This is a genomic window from Methylobacterium sp. E-012 (genome assembly GCF_057836545.1).
The window spans coordinates 1124241-1140364 of record NZ_JBYQEY010000001.1; the positions used below are offsets into that span (position 1 = coordinate 1124241).

16 protein-coding genes and 1 pseudogene are annotated in these 16124 nt (G+C 67.1%); 6 read left to right on the forward strand and 11 right to left on the reverse strand.

Features of this window, described 5'->3' with window-relative positions; translation table 11 throughout:
* Positions 1-108 precede the first annotated feature (108 nt).
* Entirely contained in the window at positions 109-768 is a 660-nt protein-coding gene (locus tag AC3IF1_RS05335) for a TetR/AcrR family transcriptional regulator (RefSeq protein ID WP_489216340.1), read from the forward strand.
* A gap of 17 nt (positions 769-785) precedes the next feature.
* Here AC3IF1_RS05335 and AC3IF1_RS05340 read toward each other — a convergent pair whose 3' ends face one another.
* From AC3IF1_RS05340 to AC3IF1_RS05380, 9 genes and pseudogenes are all read right to left on the reverse strand, one after another.
* Positions 786-2186: an FAD-dependent oxidoreductase gene (locus tag AC3IF1_RS05340; RefSeq protein ID WP_489216342.1), complete on the reverse strand. Its 1401-nt coding sequence runs from the start codon at positions 2184-2186 to the stop codon at positions 786-788.
* Positions 2183-3580, reverse strand: coding sequence for an FAD-containing oxidoreductase (locus tag AC3IF1_RS05345; protein ID WP_489216344.1), 1398 nt, complete (start codon positions 3578-3580; stop codon positions 2183-2185). Before AC3IF1_RS05345 ends, AC3IF1_RS05340 begins: the two co-directional genes overlap by 4 nt.
* The gene (locus tag AC3IF1_RS05350) at positions 3580-4041 is read right to left on the reverse strand and encodes a DUF4126 family protein (protein WP_489216346.1); all 462 of its coding nucleotides are present in this window, start codon (positions 4039-4041) and stop codon (positions 3580-3582) included. Before AC3IF1_RS05350 ends, AC3IF1_RS05345 begins: the two co-directional genes overlap by 1 nt.
* Positions 4042-4184: 143 nt before the next feature.
* Positions 4185-4690 (reverse strand): annotated as a pseudogene (locus AC3IF1_RS05355) (DUF1993 domain-containing protein).
* A gap of 64 nt (positions 4691-4754) precedes the next feature.
* On the reverse strand, positions 4755-5393 hold the full coding sequence (locus AC3IF1_RS05360) for an HD domain-containing protein (RefSeq protein ID WP_489216348.1): 639 nt from the start codon (positions 5391-5393) through the stop codon (positions 4755-4757).
* A gap of 185 nt (positions 5394-5578) precedes the next feature.
* Positions 5579-7006, reverse strand: coding sequence for an amidase (locus AC3IF1_RS05365; protein ID WP_489216349.1), 1428 nt, complete (start codon positions 7004-7006; stop codon positions 5579-5581).
* An 87-nt stretch (positions 7007-7093) separates the two neighbouring features.
* Positions 7094-9364, reverse strand: a complete 2271-nt coding sequence (locus tag AC3IF1_RS05370) for a xanthine dehydrogenase family protein molybdopterin-binding subunit (RefSeq protein WP_489216351.1) — start codon at positions 9362-9364, stop codon at positions 7094-7096.
* A gap of 13 nt (positions 9365-9377) precedes the next feature.
* Positions 9378-9821: a (2Fe-2S)-binding protein gene (locus AC3IF1_RS05375; RefSeq protein WP_489216353.1), complete on the reverse strand. Its 444-nt coding sequence runs from the start codon at positions 9819-9821 to the stop codon at positions 9378-9380.
* Between the two features lie 240 nt (positions 9822-10061).
* Positions 10062-10817 carry an SDR family NAD(P)-dependent oxidoreductase gene (locus tag AC3IF1_RS05380; RefSeq protein WP_489216355.1) on the reverse strand — a complete coding sequence of 252 codons (756 nt, stop codon included), beginning with the start codon at positions 10815-10817 and terminating at the stop codon, positions 10062-10064.
* Between AC3IF1_RS05380 and AC3IF1_RS05385 the strand changes: the two genes are divergently transcribed.
* Positions 10808-11815 (forward strand): LysR family transcriptional regulator, encoded by a 1008-nt coding sequence (locus AC3IF1_RS05385; RefSeq protein ID WP_489216357.1) that lies wholly within the window; start codon positions 10808-10810, stop codon positions 11813-11815. The two genes, AC3IF1_RS05380 and AC3IF1_RS05385, sit on opposite strands and share 10 nt — an antisense overlap.
* A 549-nt stretch (positions 11816-12364) precedes the next feature.
* Here AC3IF1_RS05385 and AC3IF1_RS05390 read toward each other — a convergent pair.
* Together AC3IF1_RS05390 and AC3IF1_RS05395 are read right to left on the reverse strand one after the other, a co-directional pair.
* Positions 12365-13108 carry an SDR family NAD(P)-dependent oxidoreductase gene (locus tag AC3IF1_RS05390; RefSeq protein WP_489216359.1) on the reverse strand — a complete coding sequence of 248 codons (744 nt, stop codon included), beginning with the start codon at positions 13106-13108 and terminating at the stop codon, positions 12365-12367.
* Between the two features lie 86 nt (positions 13109-13194).
* The gene (locus tag AC3IF1_RS05395) at positions 13195-13524 is read right to left on the reverse strand and encodes a YciI family protein (protein ID WP_489216361.1); all 330 of its coding nucleotides are present in this window, start codon (positions 13522-13524) and stop codon (positions 13195-13197) included.
* 292 nt (positions 13525-13816) lie between these two features.
* On the opposite strand from AC3IF1_RS05395, the gene AC3IF1_RS05400 reads away from it, so the two are divergent.
* The 4 genes from AC3IF1_RS05400 (at position 13817) to AC3IF1_RS05415 (ending at position 16114) form a co-directional block, all read left to right on the forward strand.
* Positions 13817-14074 carry a hypothetical protein gene (locus AC3IF1_RS05400; RefSeq protein ID WP_489216363.1) on the forward strand — a complete coding sequence of 86 codons (258 nt, stop codon included), beginning with the start codon at positions 13817-13819 and terminating at the stop codon, positions 14072-14074.
* Between the two features lie 2 nt (positions 14075-14076).
* Positions 14077-14319, forward strand: coding sequence for a hypothetical protein (locus AC3IF1_RS05405; RefSeq protein ID WP_489216365.1), 243 nt, complete (start codon positions 14077-14079; stop codon positions 14317-14319).
* A 189-nt stretch (positions 14320-14508) separates the two neighbouring features.
* Positions 14509-15540, forward strand: coding sequence for an HWE histidine kinase domain-containing protein (locus AC3IF1_RS05410; RefSeq protein ID WP_489216367.1), 1032 nt, complete (start codon positions 14509-14511; stop codon positions 15538-15540).
* A gap of 220 nt (positions 15541-15760) precedes the next feature.
* Positions 15761-16114, forward strand: coding sequence for a hypothetical protein (locus AC3IF1_RS05415; RefSeq protein ID WP_489216369.1), 354 nt, complete (start codon positions 15761-15763; stop codon positions 16112-16114).
* Positions 16115-16124: the final 10 nt, after the last annotated feature.

Genomic DNA, 16124 nt, shown 5'->3' on the forward strand with positions numbered 1-16124 from the left:
GATGAGGCGGATGCCGCCGCTGAACCCCAGCGTGGCATTTCGGAAACTTGCTAGTTTCCAAAATGGTCCCTATCTCCGTGATATCAATCCACCCACCGAGAATTACTGATGGACGCCACCGAACAGCTTGCCCGTCGTCCAAGGGGACGGCCCCCGACCCGGTCCGACGAGGAGACCCGCGGATTGATTTCCAACGCGGCGCGGCAGGCCTTCATGGTGAGCGGCTTCGCCGGCACCAGCATGGACGACGTGGCGCAGGCCGCTGGCATCTCGAAGAAGACGCTCTACCGGCTCGTCCCGACCAAGGCCGACCTGTTCCAGACATCGATCACCGACCGCATCGCCAAGTTCATGCTGGCGGTCGATCTGGTGGCTGTCGGCTCAGTGCCGGTCGACGACGCACTCGCGCGCATCATGGAGGAATATGGACGGCTCACCCTCTCACAGGAGACGGTGGCGATCCAGAAACTCGTCATCGCCGAGAGCGGCCGGTTTCCGGATCTGGCGGCGAACTTTTTCCAGGAGGCGATCCTGGCGACGCAGCGGGTGCTGACGGCCTATCTCCGGCTGCAATGCGAACGCGGGACCCTCCGGCTTGAAGATCCCGACATGGCTGCGGGGATGCTGCGGGGGATGATGACGATGGAACCCCAGAGGGCGGCGATGATGGGGCAGCGCGCCTTGCCGACGGAGGCCGAAATCGTCGAACGGGCCCACCGATGCGCGCGACTGTTCCTGTCCGGCGCGGCCACGAAGCGATGCCCCTGATCGTACGGCCATGGCCATCATGCCGCCTGCGCCGAAGGCGTCCGCACGCCAAGGTTGGCGAAAAGCATGTTCAGTCCCTCGGCCAGCGTCGGATGGGCCAGGATTGCGTCGCGCAAGACCGTGAAAGCGAGGTTCCCGAGCATCGCCATCTGCACCGTGGACATGACCTCTCCGGCCTGGGCACCCAGCATCGCGAAGCCGAGGATGCGGTCATCGTCGCCGACGAGGGCCTTCATGAAGCCCGTCCGCTCGGAGAGCGTGCGGGCGCGCGGCACGGCGTCCATCGCGATCCGCGCCACGCGGTATGGGACGCCCGCCTGTTCGGCCTCGCGTTCGCTGAGGCCCACCCGTGCGAACTCGGGCTCGATGAACACGGCGTAGGGCACCAAGCGATCCCTCGTCGTGCGGCCCCCACCTTCGATGCCGCTCTTGGCCACGCGATAATCGTCGAGCGAGACGTGGGTGAACATCGGGCTGCCGGCGACCTCGCCGAGGGCCCAGATGCCGGGTGCGGCGGTGGCCAGGCGCTCGTCGTCCGTGATGAACCCGTGCGCGTCGAGGGTGACGCCGGCAATGTCGAGACCGATGTCCTTCGTCATCGGCTCGCGCCCGGCCGCGACCAGCACGTGCGATCCGTCAAACCCCTGTCCGTCCTCAAGCCGGACGGTCACGCCGTCGCCGGAATGACCGTAGACCTCCGCTATCCTGGCGTTCAGCGCGAGCTTGATGCCGTCGGCCCGGAACAGGTCCTGGATCGCGCCGGCGACGTCCGCATCCTCCCGGGCGGCGAGGCGCGGTCCGTGCTCGATGATGGTGACCTCGGCGCCGAGGTGGCGGAACGACTGGGCCATCTCCATGCCGACGTAGCCCCCGCCGATCACCAGCAGGTGGTTGGGTAGGACGTCGAGCGTCAGCGCCTCGACGTGCGTGAGCGGTTCGACCTCGCGCAGACCCGGTACGGGCGGGATGGCGGCGCGGGTGCCGAGATCGAGGTAGATGCGATCCCCCGTAAGCCGGCGGGCGCCCCACTCGCCGACAGCCTCGATCACCCGCGGCTCGACGAACCGACCCCAGCCGAGCACGAGCTCGAACCCGCTCGCGGCGAAGGCCTTCGCGTTGACCGCGACCATCCCGGCCACGACCTCGGCGGTGCGCGAGGCCACGCGACGCATGTCGATGGCTGGTTCCCCGGGCGTGACGACCCCGAACGCGCCTGCTTGCTTGGTCAGGTGCGCGACCTGCGCGCTGCGGACGAGCGCCTTGGTCGGGATGCAGGCGATATTGATGCACGAGCCGCCGATCATGCCGGCCTCGACGACGGCGACGCGTTTGCCGGCCTTGGCCTGATCCATCGCCAGCGTCTTGCCGGCCTTGCCGCCGCCCAGGATCAGGATGTCGTAGCGTTCGAGCGCGTTCATGCGGGATTCTCTCGGTGGCCAAGCACCTTCAGATCGTTCAGGACGGTCGGGATCAGTTCGGACACGGTCGGGTGGATCGGCACCGCCCACCGAAGGGTGTCCGCGGTGGCCCCGGCGTTCATCATGTCGAGGATGCCGTGTACGGCCTCGTCGCCGCCGGTCCCCAGGATCGCCGCGCCGAAAATGGCTCGGCTCCCGGCATCCACCAGCACCTTCATGAAGCCCTTGGTCTCGCCTTTCTCGACGGCCCGCCCGACCCGGGTCATCGGGCGGGTCCCCATGAGGACGGGGCGGCCGCTCGACCGCGCTTCCGCCTCGCTCATGCCGACGCGTCCCAGGGGCGGGTCGATGTAGAGGGCATAGCCGGGGATGCGGTCGCTGACCCGGCGGTCCGCCCCGTCGAGGAGATTGGCGGCCAAGATCTCGAAATCGTTGTAGGCGGTATGGGTGAAGGCGCCGCGCCCGTTGCAATCGCCGAGCGCGTAAATTCCGGGCACGCTGGTCTGCAGGGTGTCGTCCACGGTGATGAAGCCGCGCGCATCGATGGCGATGCCGGCTGCCTCCAGGTCGAGGTCGTCGGTGTTCGGCCGGCGCCCCACCGCCAGCAGTGCGTGGGACCCGACGATCTCGGGCTCGCCCTGCCGGCAGTTGACCCCGACCGCGATGCCGTCGGCATGGAGTGCGAACCGGACGCATTCCGCGTTCAGCCGAAGGGCGATGCCCTCGTCTCTCAGGATGCCCGCGACCGCTTCCGAGATGTCCGCATCCTCGCGCCCGATCAGCCGCGGGCCCATTTCCACGACGGTGACCGCACTGCCGAAGCGCCGGTAGGCCTGCGCGAATTCCAATCCGATGTAGCTGCCGCCGATGACGACGAGGTGCTCGGGAATCGTGTCGAGCTGCAGCAGCGTGGTGTTCGTAAGGAACGGGACCGTGTCGATCCCCGGCATCTCCGGCACGCGGGCGCGGCCGCCGACATTGATGAAGATATGTTCCGCCTCCAGGACCTCGTCGCCCACGGCCACGGCGTAACTCGACACAAATCTGGCATGACCGGTCAGGACGGTGCAGCCCTCCATGCCGCGCAACCAGGTCTCGACGTTGGCCCGCGCCTTGGCGGACACGCCCTGCTGTCGCGCGGCGACGACCTTAGCGTCGATGCCGACCGACCCTTCCAGGACCACCCCGTACTCGGCGGCTCGGCGGGCGAGGTGGGCGGCATAGGCACTCGCCACCAGGGTCTTGGTCGGCATGCAGCCGGTGTTGACGCAGGTGCCGCCGAAGAGGTTGCGCTCGATCACCGCGACGCGCTGGCCCGCCGCCGTGAGGCGGCCGGCCAGCGGCGGCCCGGCCTGGCCGGCACCGATGACGATGGCGTCGAACCGGCGGCCCATCATAGGGATCCGAGGATGAACGCTCCGGCGAGGATGGCTACGGCGTCCTCGATGAATGCGGCCGGCCGATCCTTACCGAAGGTCGCGGCGAGGCGTCCGCGTGCCGCGGCGCCCCCGTAGGTGCCGATCCCGGCGCCGACGATGCCGGCCACGAGCCCTCCGACAAGCTGTCCCGACGGTATCCCGATGGCCGCGCCGCAAAGGGCGCCGCTCAGGAGCCGGGGCGCGAGTTGCATCGGCACCGTGCGGCTCGGCGTGCTTGGCAACTGGTCAGTGACGAACTCGCCCAGGGCCAGCAGCGTGAACACGTACGGGGTGTAGCGATAGCTGAGGAAGGCGAGCCACGATCCGTCCAGGTTGAGCCACCCGGAGGCCGCGGCCCAACTCACGACGGCCGGTGCCACGAACGCCCGGAGACCGGCGATGATGCCGACGAGCAGGGCGAGAAGGTACATCGTCATGACCTGGGTTTCCCTTCAGGGTTCCGGACGTCCGTCGCTTCCTGTGCGCGACAGAGGAAATCGCTTTGCCGGGGGAGCCGCGGATCGGCCGCCCCGGTTCATTGCTCCTGCGGAAGGCTCCCGGGACGGTCGCGGCGAAAGCCTCAGCGGCTCTCACGCGTCCCGAGATAGTCGGCCTTGCCGAGGGGGACGCCAACGTGGCGTAGGCGGTCGTGACGTGGAAGAAGAAGTTCGGCAGCGCGAAGCTGAGGAGGTAGGCATCTCCCGGGAGCGTCGTCTTGTGCGCCTCGCCCCCGAACGTGATCATCCGCGTCTCGCTACCCTCCAGGGTCCCGGGGCGGACCGATTCCAGGTACGCCACCGTCCGCGCGCAACGCTCGTGAAGCTCGGCGAAGGTCGCCTCATCATCCGCGAAGGATGGTCCCGCCTCCTCGGTGAGACGTGCAGCCGTGTATTTCGCCGTGTCGCTCGCCCGTTGCACCTGCCCGGCCAGGTTCAGCATGTCCGGGGCAAGGCGGGCCGCAACGATGGACGCTGGATCGAGGCCGGCCTCGCGGGCATGCGCCTCGCCTTTCCTCAGCAGATCCGACAGCACTCCAAGTCCTCGCGTGAGGACGGGGACCGAGGCTTGGTACATCGAAATGGGCATCGTGTCGGCCTCCGGTTGACGGCGTGGGATGCCGGCTCAAGCAGCCGGGCGCGGCCGGGAAACGTCAGCGCCAGCGGGACGCGCGGATCACGTCGCAGAAGTTGCCGCGATGAAAGTGCGGCTCCTTGTCGGCGATGACATCGGCCTTCACGTTGCCGAAGGTCGAGTCCGGCTTGTGCTTGATGCCGTCGTAGAACGCCTGGATGATGTCTTCCTTGAAGCTGCCTGCGCGCGGGTACGCGCGAACGACGGCTTCGCGTTCCTCCTCCGCGTACTCGGCGTAGGTCAGGCCCAGGACATCCATCTCGACGCCCGCGGTGACGAGGGCGACGACGGGGTGCATGTGCTTGGGAATGCCCGGCGTGGTGTGAAGCGCTATCGAGGTCCACACCGTGTCGATGTCGGTCTGATCGATGCCATGGCCCTTGAGGAAGTCCCGGGCGGCATTCGCGCCGTCGACCTCGAAGCGTTCCGTCGCGCTGCTGTAGGCCGGGATCAAGCCGATGTCGTGAAACATCGCGCCGGTGTAGAGCAATTCGGCGTCGAACTTCAGATCGCGGTCGAGACCCGCGAGGGCGCCGAAATAGTAGACGCGGCTCGAATGGTTGAACAGCAGGTCGCTCTCGGTGTCACGGATGAATTCCGTCACGGCGCGACCGAGCTTGCCGTCCGGAAGGTGGATGCCTCTGATCGAGATCGTCATGGCCGGCTCTCCTTGCACTGTACGATGTGGATCGGGGCGTTCAGCACCTGCCTGGACGGCATGAGGTACGCTGGGACGATTATCGGTCGATCATTCTTCGTCCCATGCAGTCGAGGACGTTGCTGCGTCAGGCGACGCTCTCTTGCTATCGGATCGCAACCTGCGAATGGATCCGCTTGCCCGGTCTATGGGATCGGATGCCGGTGTCCGAGACCGCCTTTGCGTTCGAGGACGGCGCCGAGACGCAGGATGGTGTCCTCGTCGAGCCATCCGGCGACGAGCTGGATGTTGATCGGCAGATGCTCGGAGCTGAGGGCATACGGTACCGAGAGCGCCGGTAGCCCACTGAGATTGAACGGACAGGTCGCGCTCATGACGTGGGTCCACGAAACCTGCCGACCGTTGACGACGAGTGTCTGGGCCCCGTGCGGCGTCGCGGTCATCGGATTGACCGGGCACAGCAGGACGTCGTGGATGCTGAAGAATCCTGCGAACGCCGATCGAAGCGTTTCGGCCCTGGCATGAGCGGCGGCGAAATCGATGAACGAGGGGTCCGACATCCCGACGATCCCGGCACCCACGGCGTGCAACTGGTCCTCACGGCCCTCCGCCAGGGCTTTGATCGAGGGGACGATCTCGCCGTAGACCAGCGTGGCGAGCGTACCGAAGGGATCGCCGAGGAACGGCAGGGTCACCTCCTCCACGATGCAGCCGAGATCGGCGAGCTGGGACGCAGCGCCGGAAAGGGCTGCGGTGATCTCGGGATTGACCGGGCCGAAGGCTGCCTCCGAGACCCACCCGACCCGGAGCGGCTGACCGGCAACACCGACGTTCCCCGGCCCGGCATCCGGCGCATGGATGGCGTAGCCATCAGCCCCATCAGGTCCCTTCAGGATGGAGTAGCCGAGGGCGACGTCGCCGACGCTCCGGGCCATCGGCCCGACGTGCCACCAATGCGAGAGGATGCTGGGGTAGTGGCCGGTGTAGGGGATGTGGCCGTGCGTCGCCTTCAGGGCGGCGATGCCCGTGAATGCGGCCGGTCCTCGCACCGAGATCATCACGTCGCTTCCGATGCCGATTGGCGACATCCCGGCCGCGATGGCCGCAGCCTCTCCGCCGGAGGAACCGCCGGGGGTGCGCGTCAGGTCCCAGGGGTTGTTGGTGCGGCCCGTCACTAGGTTGTCGCTCTCGGTCCAGGCCGAGAACTCGGGCAGGTTGGTCTTGATGAGCGGGATGGCCCCGGCCGCCTTGAAGCGCGCGACGACCGTCGCATCCTTTTCGGGAACGTTGCCCGCGAACAATCTCGAACCGCGCTGCGTCGGCGTGCCCGCCGTATCGATGGCATCCTTGATCGAGAAGGGGACGCCGTGCAGAGGCCCCAGGCGTCCGCCCCGCGCGACGGCTTCGTCGGCGGCATCGGCGCTCCTGAGCGCGTCATCCGCCATCAGGGTGACGACGGCGTTGATGGGGCCGTTGACCGCTTCGATGCGGTCGAGATGCGATTGGACCACCATGCGTGACGAGATGGCTTTGGTCCGAATGAGCGAGGCAAGACGGGTCGCATCCTCATAGTGGAGCGGGACACCCTCGTCGTGGTTCCGGGTTTCGACCATGACTCAACCTCGCTCGATGACAGGACGGTCTTTCGGTATCGGTCGGCGGATCCGGATGTCCCCCCGGAGGCCCGACGAGCCCGCGTGCTACACGCCCGAAAGCTTTTCCTTGGCGAGCGGCAGGCTTCGCACTCGCTGTCCGGTGAGGGCGGCGACGGCGTTGACCACCGCGGGCGGAACGCCGGGCAGGCCAGGCTCGCCGATGCCGCCCATGGGGGCACCGCTCTCGACGATGGCGACGTGCACGCGTGGCATCCTCTCCCGGTCGAGGATCGGATAGGTGTCGTAGTTGCGGGCTTGGCGCTTGCCCCCCTCGTAGACCACCTGTTCCAGCAGCGTGGCGGACAGCCCCAGGGCTGCGGCACCCTCGACCTGGCGCCTGATGATCGCCGGGTTGACGATGCTGCCCGGATCGATGGCGATCCAGAGGTCGTGGACCTTCGCCTCGCCGTCCTTGAGCGAGACCTCGGCGATGGTCGCGGTCTCGGAGCCGAAGGGCGAGGCCATGGACACGCCACGTGCGCGCCTGGTGCCGTCCGCGGCCTGGAACGGCCCACGCTTCCAACCGCCGGCGAGGTCGGCCACGGCCTTGAGGAGGGTCGTGTGGCGCGGGCTGTCCTTCAGCAGCGCCATGCGAAGGTTGAAAGGGTCCTTGCCGCCGGCCTGGGCGATCTCGTCGAAGAAGCTCTCCGAGAAGAAGTCGTTCATCGAGTGGCCGACCGAGCGCCAGAACGCGATGGTCACCGGCTGGGCGACCTTCACGTAGTCGATCCGTCGGTTCGGGATCGCGTAGGGTTTCTTGTCGAGGCCCTCGACCACCGAGGCATCCACGGGCGCCTTGAAGATCGAGCCGAACCAGCGTCCAATCGGGCCCTCGCCCACGGCACGCGTCTCGATGGCCAACGGCATCCCGTCGGGACCGATGGCGGCGCGGAACCGTACGAAGCCGAGTGGGCGAACGGCGTCCATGCCGAACTCCTCCTCGCGCGACCACAGCACCCGCACAGGCCGACCCGTGGCCTTGGCGAGTTGAATCGCCTGCGGGAACGGATTCGACGAGCCGTAATAGAAATGGCGGCCGAAGAAGCCACCGAGCATCGGCGAATGGATGCGAACCCGCTCCGGCTGGAGGCCCGAGACCTTGGCCGCCACCGATTGGAACACTTCCGGCATCTGGTTCTGCACCCACAGGTCGAGGGTGCCGTCGGCGTTGAAGCGCGCGATGGAGGACGGTGGCTCCAATTGGGCATGGGCGAGGTAGGGCGCGTCGTACTCGGCCTCGATCACCGTGACCCCGGAGCCCTTCGTGGCCTTGGCGAACACGCCCGCGGCATCGCCCGACGCCTCGGCCACGAGGCCCTCAGCGTCGGCGGCCTTCAGTGCGGCCCGCATCCCGGCCGACGAGAAGTCATCGGAGACCGTGGCGATGCCGGCGGGTGCCGGCTCGGTCCAGGTCACGTTCAGGGCCTCGACCGCCTTGCGCGCTCGCCACCAGCTGTCGGCGGTGACCGCCACGGCGCCCGGCAGGCGGTGGACGGCGTGAACGCCCGGCATCGCCTTGACCGCCGCCTCGTTGGCGATGGCCTTGGGCTCCGTGCCGAGATGGACCGCGTGGACCACGGCCGCATGGAGCATGCCGTCGACCTTGAGGTCGATGGCGTAGGTCGCCCGGCCCGTGGATTTGTCGCGCACGTCGAGGCGGGCGACCGGCTTGCCGATGTAGCGGAAAGCCTTCGGGTCCTTGAGCGGCACGTCCTCGCGCGGCTGCAGGATGAGGGCGGCACCTGCCAGGGCGCCGTAGCCGATGGTGCGGCCCGACGCTTCATGCAGGACGCGACCGTCGTTGGTCGTGAGCGTGTCCTGCTTGACGTCGAACCTGGCGGCCGCGGCCCGCAGCAGCATCTCGCGCCCCGTGGCGCCGAGCCGACGCATGGCGTCGTAACTCGACCGGGTCGAGAAGCTGCCGCCGGTCATGCGGAGGCCATTGACCACGGCGTAGTCGGGTCCGGGCGGCGCGCATTCGACGGCGAAGCGCGACGGATCGAGGTCGAGCTCCTCGCCGATGGTCTGGGCAAGCCCGGTATTGATGCCCTGGCCGCCCTCGACGAAGGGGCTGAGGAGCCTGACGCTATCGTCGGGTCGGACCTCCAGGAAGGCCGAGACCCGCGTGCCGGGTTTAGGCGCGATGGCCCCGGCGCCGTCGGACTGGGCTCGGGCCGAACCGACGGGGAGACCGACGCTGAGCACGAGGGCGCCCGTGGCGGCACCGAGGAACCCGCGGCGCGAAAGGTTGCGAACCGTCGGTTCCACATGGAGCGAGGGCCGCATCGCGGCACGGATTGGAGTGAGATCGTTCATGGCGTTCGCCTCCTCAAGCCGCGGCCTGCCGCACGGCGGCGGCAATGGCGTTGTAGGTCCCGCACCGGCACAGGTTCGTCATCGCGTTGGCGATGTCGTCGTCCGAGGGCTTAGGGGTCTGTTGGAGCAGCGCGGTGGCGGCCATGACCTGCCCCGACTGGCAGTAGCCGCATTGCGGCACCTGCCCCGCGACCCAGGCGGCAACGACCTTGCGACCGATGGCATCCCCCTCGATGGCCTCGATGGTGACGATCCTGGCGTCCTTCGCGCTGTCGGCCGGGATCTGGCATGAAAGCGTCGCCTGACCGTCGAGGAGCACGGTGCAGGCCCCGCACTGGCCGATGCCGCAGCCGTACTTGGTGCCGGTGAGGCCCAGCGTGTCGCGCAGGACGAAGAGGAGCGGCGTGTCGCCCTCGACGTCGGCCTCGTGGCGCGAACCGTTGATGGTGAGGATCATCGCGATGGTACTCCCGGGGCCCATGGTTGAGACGGTCGAAGCGCTCGTCGTGGAAGGTTCCAGGATCGGGCCCCGAGTGTGCGGGACCGGGGCGGGACCGACCTAGCCTGGATGTCGCGACCGAGACCGGAGGGTGTTCGGGACGGATGAACGTCCCGTCCCGGCGGGACGATCTCCCGTCGCGTCCGGTCGGGGTTCGGCGTCGGGCGTCCACTCAGGGTCGAGGGCCGACCGGACCCATCACATCGTCTGCCCGCCGGCCAGGACGATCTGCTGGCCGGTCACCCACGCAGCTGCGTCGGACGCCAGGAAGACGGCAACGTTGGCGATGTCGTCGGGCTGGCCGATGCGACCCAGCGGAGTGGTGGCCACGACGAAGGTCTGGAAATCGCTCTCCCCGAGGAACCCCCCGGTGACGGTGCCCTCGGTTTCCACGAGACCCGGATTGAGGCTGTTCACCCGGATCTTGCGGGCGCCGAGCTCCTTCGACAACGAGACCGTGACCGAATCGACGGCACCTTTGGTCGCGGCGTAGATGGCGCTGTTGGCCGGAGCCATCTTGCCGACCGTGGAGCCGATGTTGATGATCGAGCCGCCTCCGGGTCCGAACAGGGGGACGGCCGCCTGGGTCGACAGCAGCAGTCCCAGAACGTTCAGGTCGAATTGCCGGTGGAATTCGGCTGGCGTCACATCCTCCAAGGGACCGATCTTGTAGACCCCTGCGTTGTTGACGAGGATGTCCAACGTCCGGAACTTGCTCTCGATCTCGACGAAGACGCGGTTGATCTGGTCGGGCTTCGAGAAATCCCCTTGGATGGCATGGGCGCGCCCACCGGCTGCGCGGATCTCGGCGACGGTCTTCTCCGCACCGGCCTGGCTGGTCGCATAATTGACGATCACGGTGGCACCGGCCTTGGCGAGAGCCTTTGCGATGGCGGCCCCGATGCCCTTGGAGGCTCCGGTGACGAGCGCTGTCTTGTCGGCCAATGCGAGCATCTGAGTATTCCTACGAATTTTGCCGGTGGTCGGCGTGTTTAACTGTCAACGACGATCATTCATTCCAAACCGTGCCACTAGCCATTGCTTTCAACTTTGTTATATTCATCCCAGACATGAATGATCGTCTCGTTGCCCTCAAGCTTTTCGTGCGCGTGGCCCGCTCCGGAAGCTTCTCGGGCGCGGGACGCGACCTCGGACTGTCGCAGCCCTCGGCCTCGCGCATCATCGCGGCCCTGGAAAGCGAGGTCGGCGCAGCGCTATTCACGCGGACCACGCGTGCCGTGACCCTGACGGATGCCGGCGAGCAGTACCTGACGCGGGTCGAGCCGATCCTGATGGCCCTTGAGGAGGCCGATCACGAGGCGCGGGGGTCGGCCGAGCTTCGTGGGACGCTACGGATCGGCCTCTCGTCGAGCCTTGGCATCCGCGAGATTATCCCGCGGCTGGCCCGCTTCATGGAGTGCCCCCCCGACTTGCGCGTCGACCCCATGATGGACGACCAGCGCCAGCACCTGGTGAACGAAGGCGTCGACCTCGCGCTGCGGTTCGGAAGCCTGAGCGACTCGACCGCGACGGCGAGGCTCGTCGCCGTCTGGCCCCGCGTCCTCGCGGCGGCGCCGGCCTACCTTGCCCTGAAGGGCGTGCCGGCCAAGCCCGACGACCTCACCGACCACGCGTTCGTCCTCGGTCCCGGGCATCCTTCGACCTGGTCGTTCCGCAAGGGGCGACAAGAGCTCTCCATCGGCGTCGACAGCCGGCTGAAGGCGTCAGTGCACGAGGGGGCCATCGCGGCCGCCGTGGCAGGGCTCGGGATCATCTCGTCGGTGCTGGGCGCGTGCCGTCGGGAGCTTGAGAGCGGCGCCCTCGTTCGAGTCCTGAAGGACTGGGATATGGATACGGTGGAACTTCATGCTGTCTTCGCGAGCGGTCATGCCATGAAGCCCTCGGCTCGGGCCTTCGCGGACTTTCTCCTGACAGAGCTGAAAGGTCCCTGATGCGCGCGGGCGTCGGAAACCCTGTCGCTCGACCGTCGGACGGCTCCGAATTCCGGGCGGTGATCCGCAGCGTGAAGTTTTCGGTTCGAGGTCCGACCGACCGGTATCCCCGCATGGGGCACACCGGTCGACATCATCATCGAAGCCCCCATCGACACGAACCCGGCGAGGGTCCTGAGGTCGTTCGGCTGCCGGGGATCCCGCGAGATCGCCTCGGCATCTCGTTGCAGGCGAAGGTTGCAGGCTTTCGTGGCGGGCCCACTGTTCGGGCTGCAAGCGTCATGGCGGGCACAGGCGGCATCGAGGGCATCGATGGGCGGTGCAGGGGCGTTGTTCCCGGGGCCGCAATAGTTGCCGTGGAACAGGGCGCTCGGTGCCTGCCGATAGGGATCCGACTGGCCAAGGGCCGGGCCGGCAAGCGCGAACCCTAGGATGGCCGGAACGATCAATTCGTGTCGCATGCGATCACACCTTGTTCGGTCTTGTGGTCCGTGATTGTCAGTCCCGGCTCGTGGATGGATGGAAGTCGCTCATGCCGGAGCCGTCAGGCTATAGCCGCAGCCCGCCACCGACCTGGATGGTCTCGCCGGTGATCCAGCCGCCATCGTCGGAGACCGCGAAGGCGACCGTGGCGGCGATGTCTGCGGGCTGACCGATGCGGCCGAGCGGCGTACGGGCGACGAACGGGGCCGCGCCCTCCTCGCCCATCCCGCTGGTGCCTTCCGTTGCGACGAGGCCGGGCGCGACGCCGACCACGCAGATCTTGCGCGCCCCGAGTTCGAGCGCGAGCGAGCGGGTCAGGCTGTCGACCGCGCCCTTCGTGGCGCTGTAGACCTGCGCCTGGGCGATGGGGGTGACGCCGGCGCCGGACGAGATGTTGACCACCACGCCGCCCGTGGGGGGGAACACCCTCGCCGCCGCCTGCGTCGCGAGGATCAGCCCCTTCACGTTGAGGCCGAACTGCCGGTCTATCGATTCCGGCGTGATGCCGGCGAGGTCGCCGAACTCGTAGATGCCGGCATTGTTGACCAGGATGTCGACTTGTCCGAACGCCGAGACGGCCTCGTCGAACAGCTTGGTGATCTCTCTGGGGCTGGAAACGTCCGCCTGGATCGCCTTTGCCTTCCCGCCGGCGTCCCTGATCGTCATGACGAGCCTTTCCGCCGCCTCGACGCTCCGGGCGTAGTTGACGACGACGCTCGCCCCTTCCGCCGCCAGGCGCAGCGCGATCCCCGCCCCGATGCCCTTCGACGCCCCTGTGACGATGGCCACCCGTCCTTCTAACTTACGCATGTCGATCTCCATGTCGGTTGATCGTGGGCCCCCGGATCACGGGGAACGCGAGATTTTTGGTCAAGCAGGTCGCTTCCCGTGCACGTTCATCCGTGGGACGGGACAGCCCAGGGCGCGACCTCGACGTTCAGCATCCCGGACCGAACGGTGGGATCGTCCGCCCCGAGCCTCATCGCCTCCTCAAGGTCTGTGGCCCTGAAGATCGTCACGTTTCCGAATACGAAGATCCTCGAAACATCGTCGGATGCCTCCCGGAAAGGATTGTCGGGGACGATCCAGCCCTTGCTCCGACAATCAGCGATATATGCGACATGATCTTCGAAGCCGAGCTGCCGGTCGTACGGCGTACCGTCAACCCATTCCGGACCAGGACTGTGATAAGCCGCGAAATAATGAGGCCAGTTCTCATCGATCATCGCTGGCTATCCTGGTTGACCCTGGCGTTGCCGATTGAAATCGATGATCCTTCTGGAGTGGGAAGTACAGTCGTCGAGGCCCGCTTTTATGCCTAGCGGATCTCCGTAAATCGTTCGGTCTCCCGTCCCGAACCCTGCTAGCCTACTTATCCTGGCGATCTATCCGTCGTCACGCCGATGCGCGGGCCAACGCGCCCCCGCCTCACTCCCGCGCATCGGGCTTTTCCCGGATCGCGCTTGGGAGTCGCCAAGCGCGACTTCCTCTACCTTGTATTTATATTAGAGCACGCCGATGCCTCTGCATGCCTGCATCGACCCGCATGACCAGTACGCCCAGGCGGAGGCCATAGTGGAGTTCGAGACGAAGGGGGGCGTGGTCAGGTTGCTCTCGGTACGCGACGCATGGGGCGAGGATATCCTCGCCGACCTTGAGGACGTTCAGCGTCAGGCGCTCGAAAGGGAGATCCTCGATGACTACCAGCAGCACATGCCGGTGTTCGAGGGGCGGCCCCGCCTGGGTCCGATCACAGATCGACAGATGGTAGGATGAGCATGGGCAGCCAGGACAATGGTTCGCAGGCCCTCTGCCACGGTCAAGCCGAAGGCATGTCGGATGCGGTAAGGACCGGCTCGGCCGGGATGCATGACAAGCGCATCTGGCCGATGCCTAACGAAAGGGACGGGGAAGCACGTCAGGCGAGGAAGGCCATGGACCGGTTCGGCCGCACCCTCGGGTTCTCAACCCTGATCCTGGTCGCTTGTTGGGATGGGGCGAAATCCCAAATTCTGGGCTAAGCGCGTCCCGACGCCCGTGACGGGTGCTTCGCATCCCGCAGTTATCCCGCCTCAGAATCGAAATGCCGACGTATTCGGCCCGTCCGGCTGGACTTGCCCTCGGCGGCATGCCCTCGTCCCGCCTGCTCGCCGCGGGTTCACGCCTCATCCCCGATCTGCAATCCGACCGTCGAGCCTTCGGAGACTGCCATGCACGGCGCTCCACACCCCGTCCTCGCCGCCGCGAGCCCGGACATCGATGCGGCCTTCCTTAGGGCCGCCGTCGAGGCTACCGGCGAGGCGATCCTCGTCACATCGGTCGACCTCGCCGAGCCCGGGCCGATCATCGAGTATGCCAACCCCGCCTTCGCACGCATGACCGGTTATGCCGTGAACGAGGTGATCGGTCGTTCGCCGCGTTTCCTGCAGGGGCCGCTGACCGACCGGCGCGTGTTGGACGCTATGCGGACGGCGCTCCGGGCCGGAGAGCGTTTCCAGGGGGAGGCCCTGAATTATCGCAAGGATGGGACGACCTATGCCGTCGAATGGCTGATCACGCCCGTCGTCGATGACGGGGGCAGGATCCTCCATTGGGTTTCCGCCCAGCGCGAGGTGACCGAGCGCAAGGCCGCGCTCGAACATCAGCAGTTCCTGGTGCGCGAGCTTCACCACCGGGTGAAGAACACGCTGGCCACCGTCCAGGCCATCATGAGCTCGACCGCTCGCAGCAGCGTTACCATGCCGGAATTCCAGCACGCGTTCGGCGGGAGGATCGCGTCCCTCGCAAAGACGCACGCCCTTCTCACCGAGGACCGGTTCCAGTCCGTGCCGTTCCAGGATCTCCTTCGAGCCGAACTGGCGCCCTACGAGGATGGTGGCGAGACCCGCATCCGCCTGCAGGGACCGGATGTCGTCCTTCCGTCGTGGCTCGCGGTGCCGGTCGGCATGGCGGTACACGAACTCACCACCAACGCCGCCAAGCACGGCGCCCTCGCCGAGTTCGGCGGGCGGATCGCGGTGACGTGGACCCTGGAAGAGACGAAGTCCGGGCCCCGGCTGACCTGGGTCTGGAAAGAGCACGACGGGCCGCCGGTCGTGCTGCCGACCCGGGAAGGCTTCGGATCGCGGTTGCTCAAGCGCGTCCTCGCTACCCAGGTCCATGCCGAGGTGGCCATCGACTACGATCCGGACGGCCTTCGGGTCACCGTGGGGATGCCGCTCGACTCACCCGACCATGGGTGACTCTCGAACGGCATCGCAGGCGAACGGCACGGCATCCCTCTGATATGATGGCGGATACAAGGAACGCGGACCTGCCCCGCGTTTCATGTTGCGACGCAGCAAAACGAGAGGCGTACCCTTGAGAAGGCGCTACCCTCGCATCGACGGGTGAGGGACGGCATCGGGTCAAACGCTCGACGGGCGGAACCGCGATGCTGCCGTTAAGCCGAAGGCTACCCCGATGCGCGTTATCCCCACCCTCGCGGCCCTCACCCTCGCCATCGCCCCGCTTCCCGCGATGGCATCCTCCTGCGCCGAGCAGATCGGCACCATCGAGCGTCGCCTCGACAGCGCCGGGGCCGTGCAAGTCGCCGGCCTCCAAGCCGGGCATACACTCCGGACCGGTTCGACCCATGGCGTCACCACGGCTCGCCTCGACGCCCCAAGCGATCCCGACATGGTCTCGACCGCCGACCACGTCGCTGTCGCCAGGACCCTCATCATCCGGGCTGGCGCCGAAGACCAGCGGGGGGAAAAGCGCGCCTGCGAAAACACGATGACCCAGGCTAAGGGGATGATCGGCGCTCTGCCGTAGGCTTACGTAT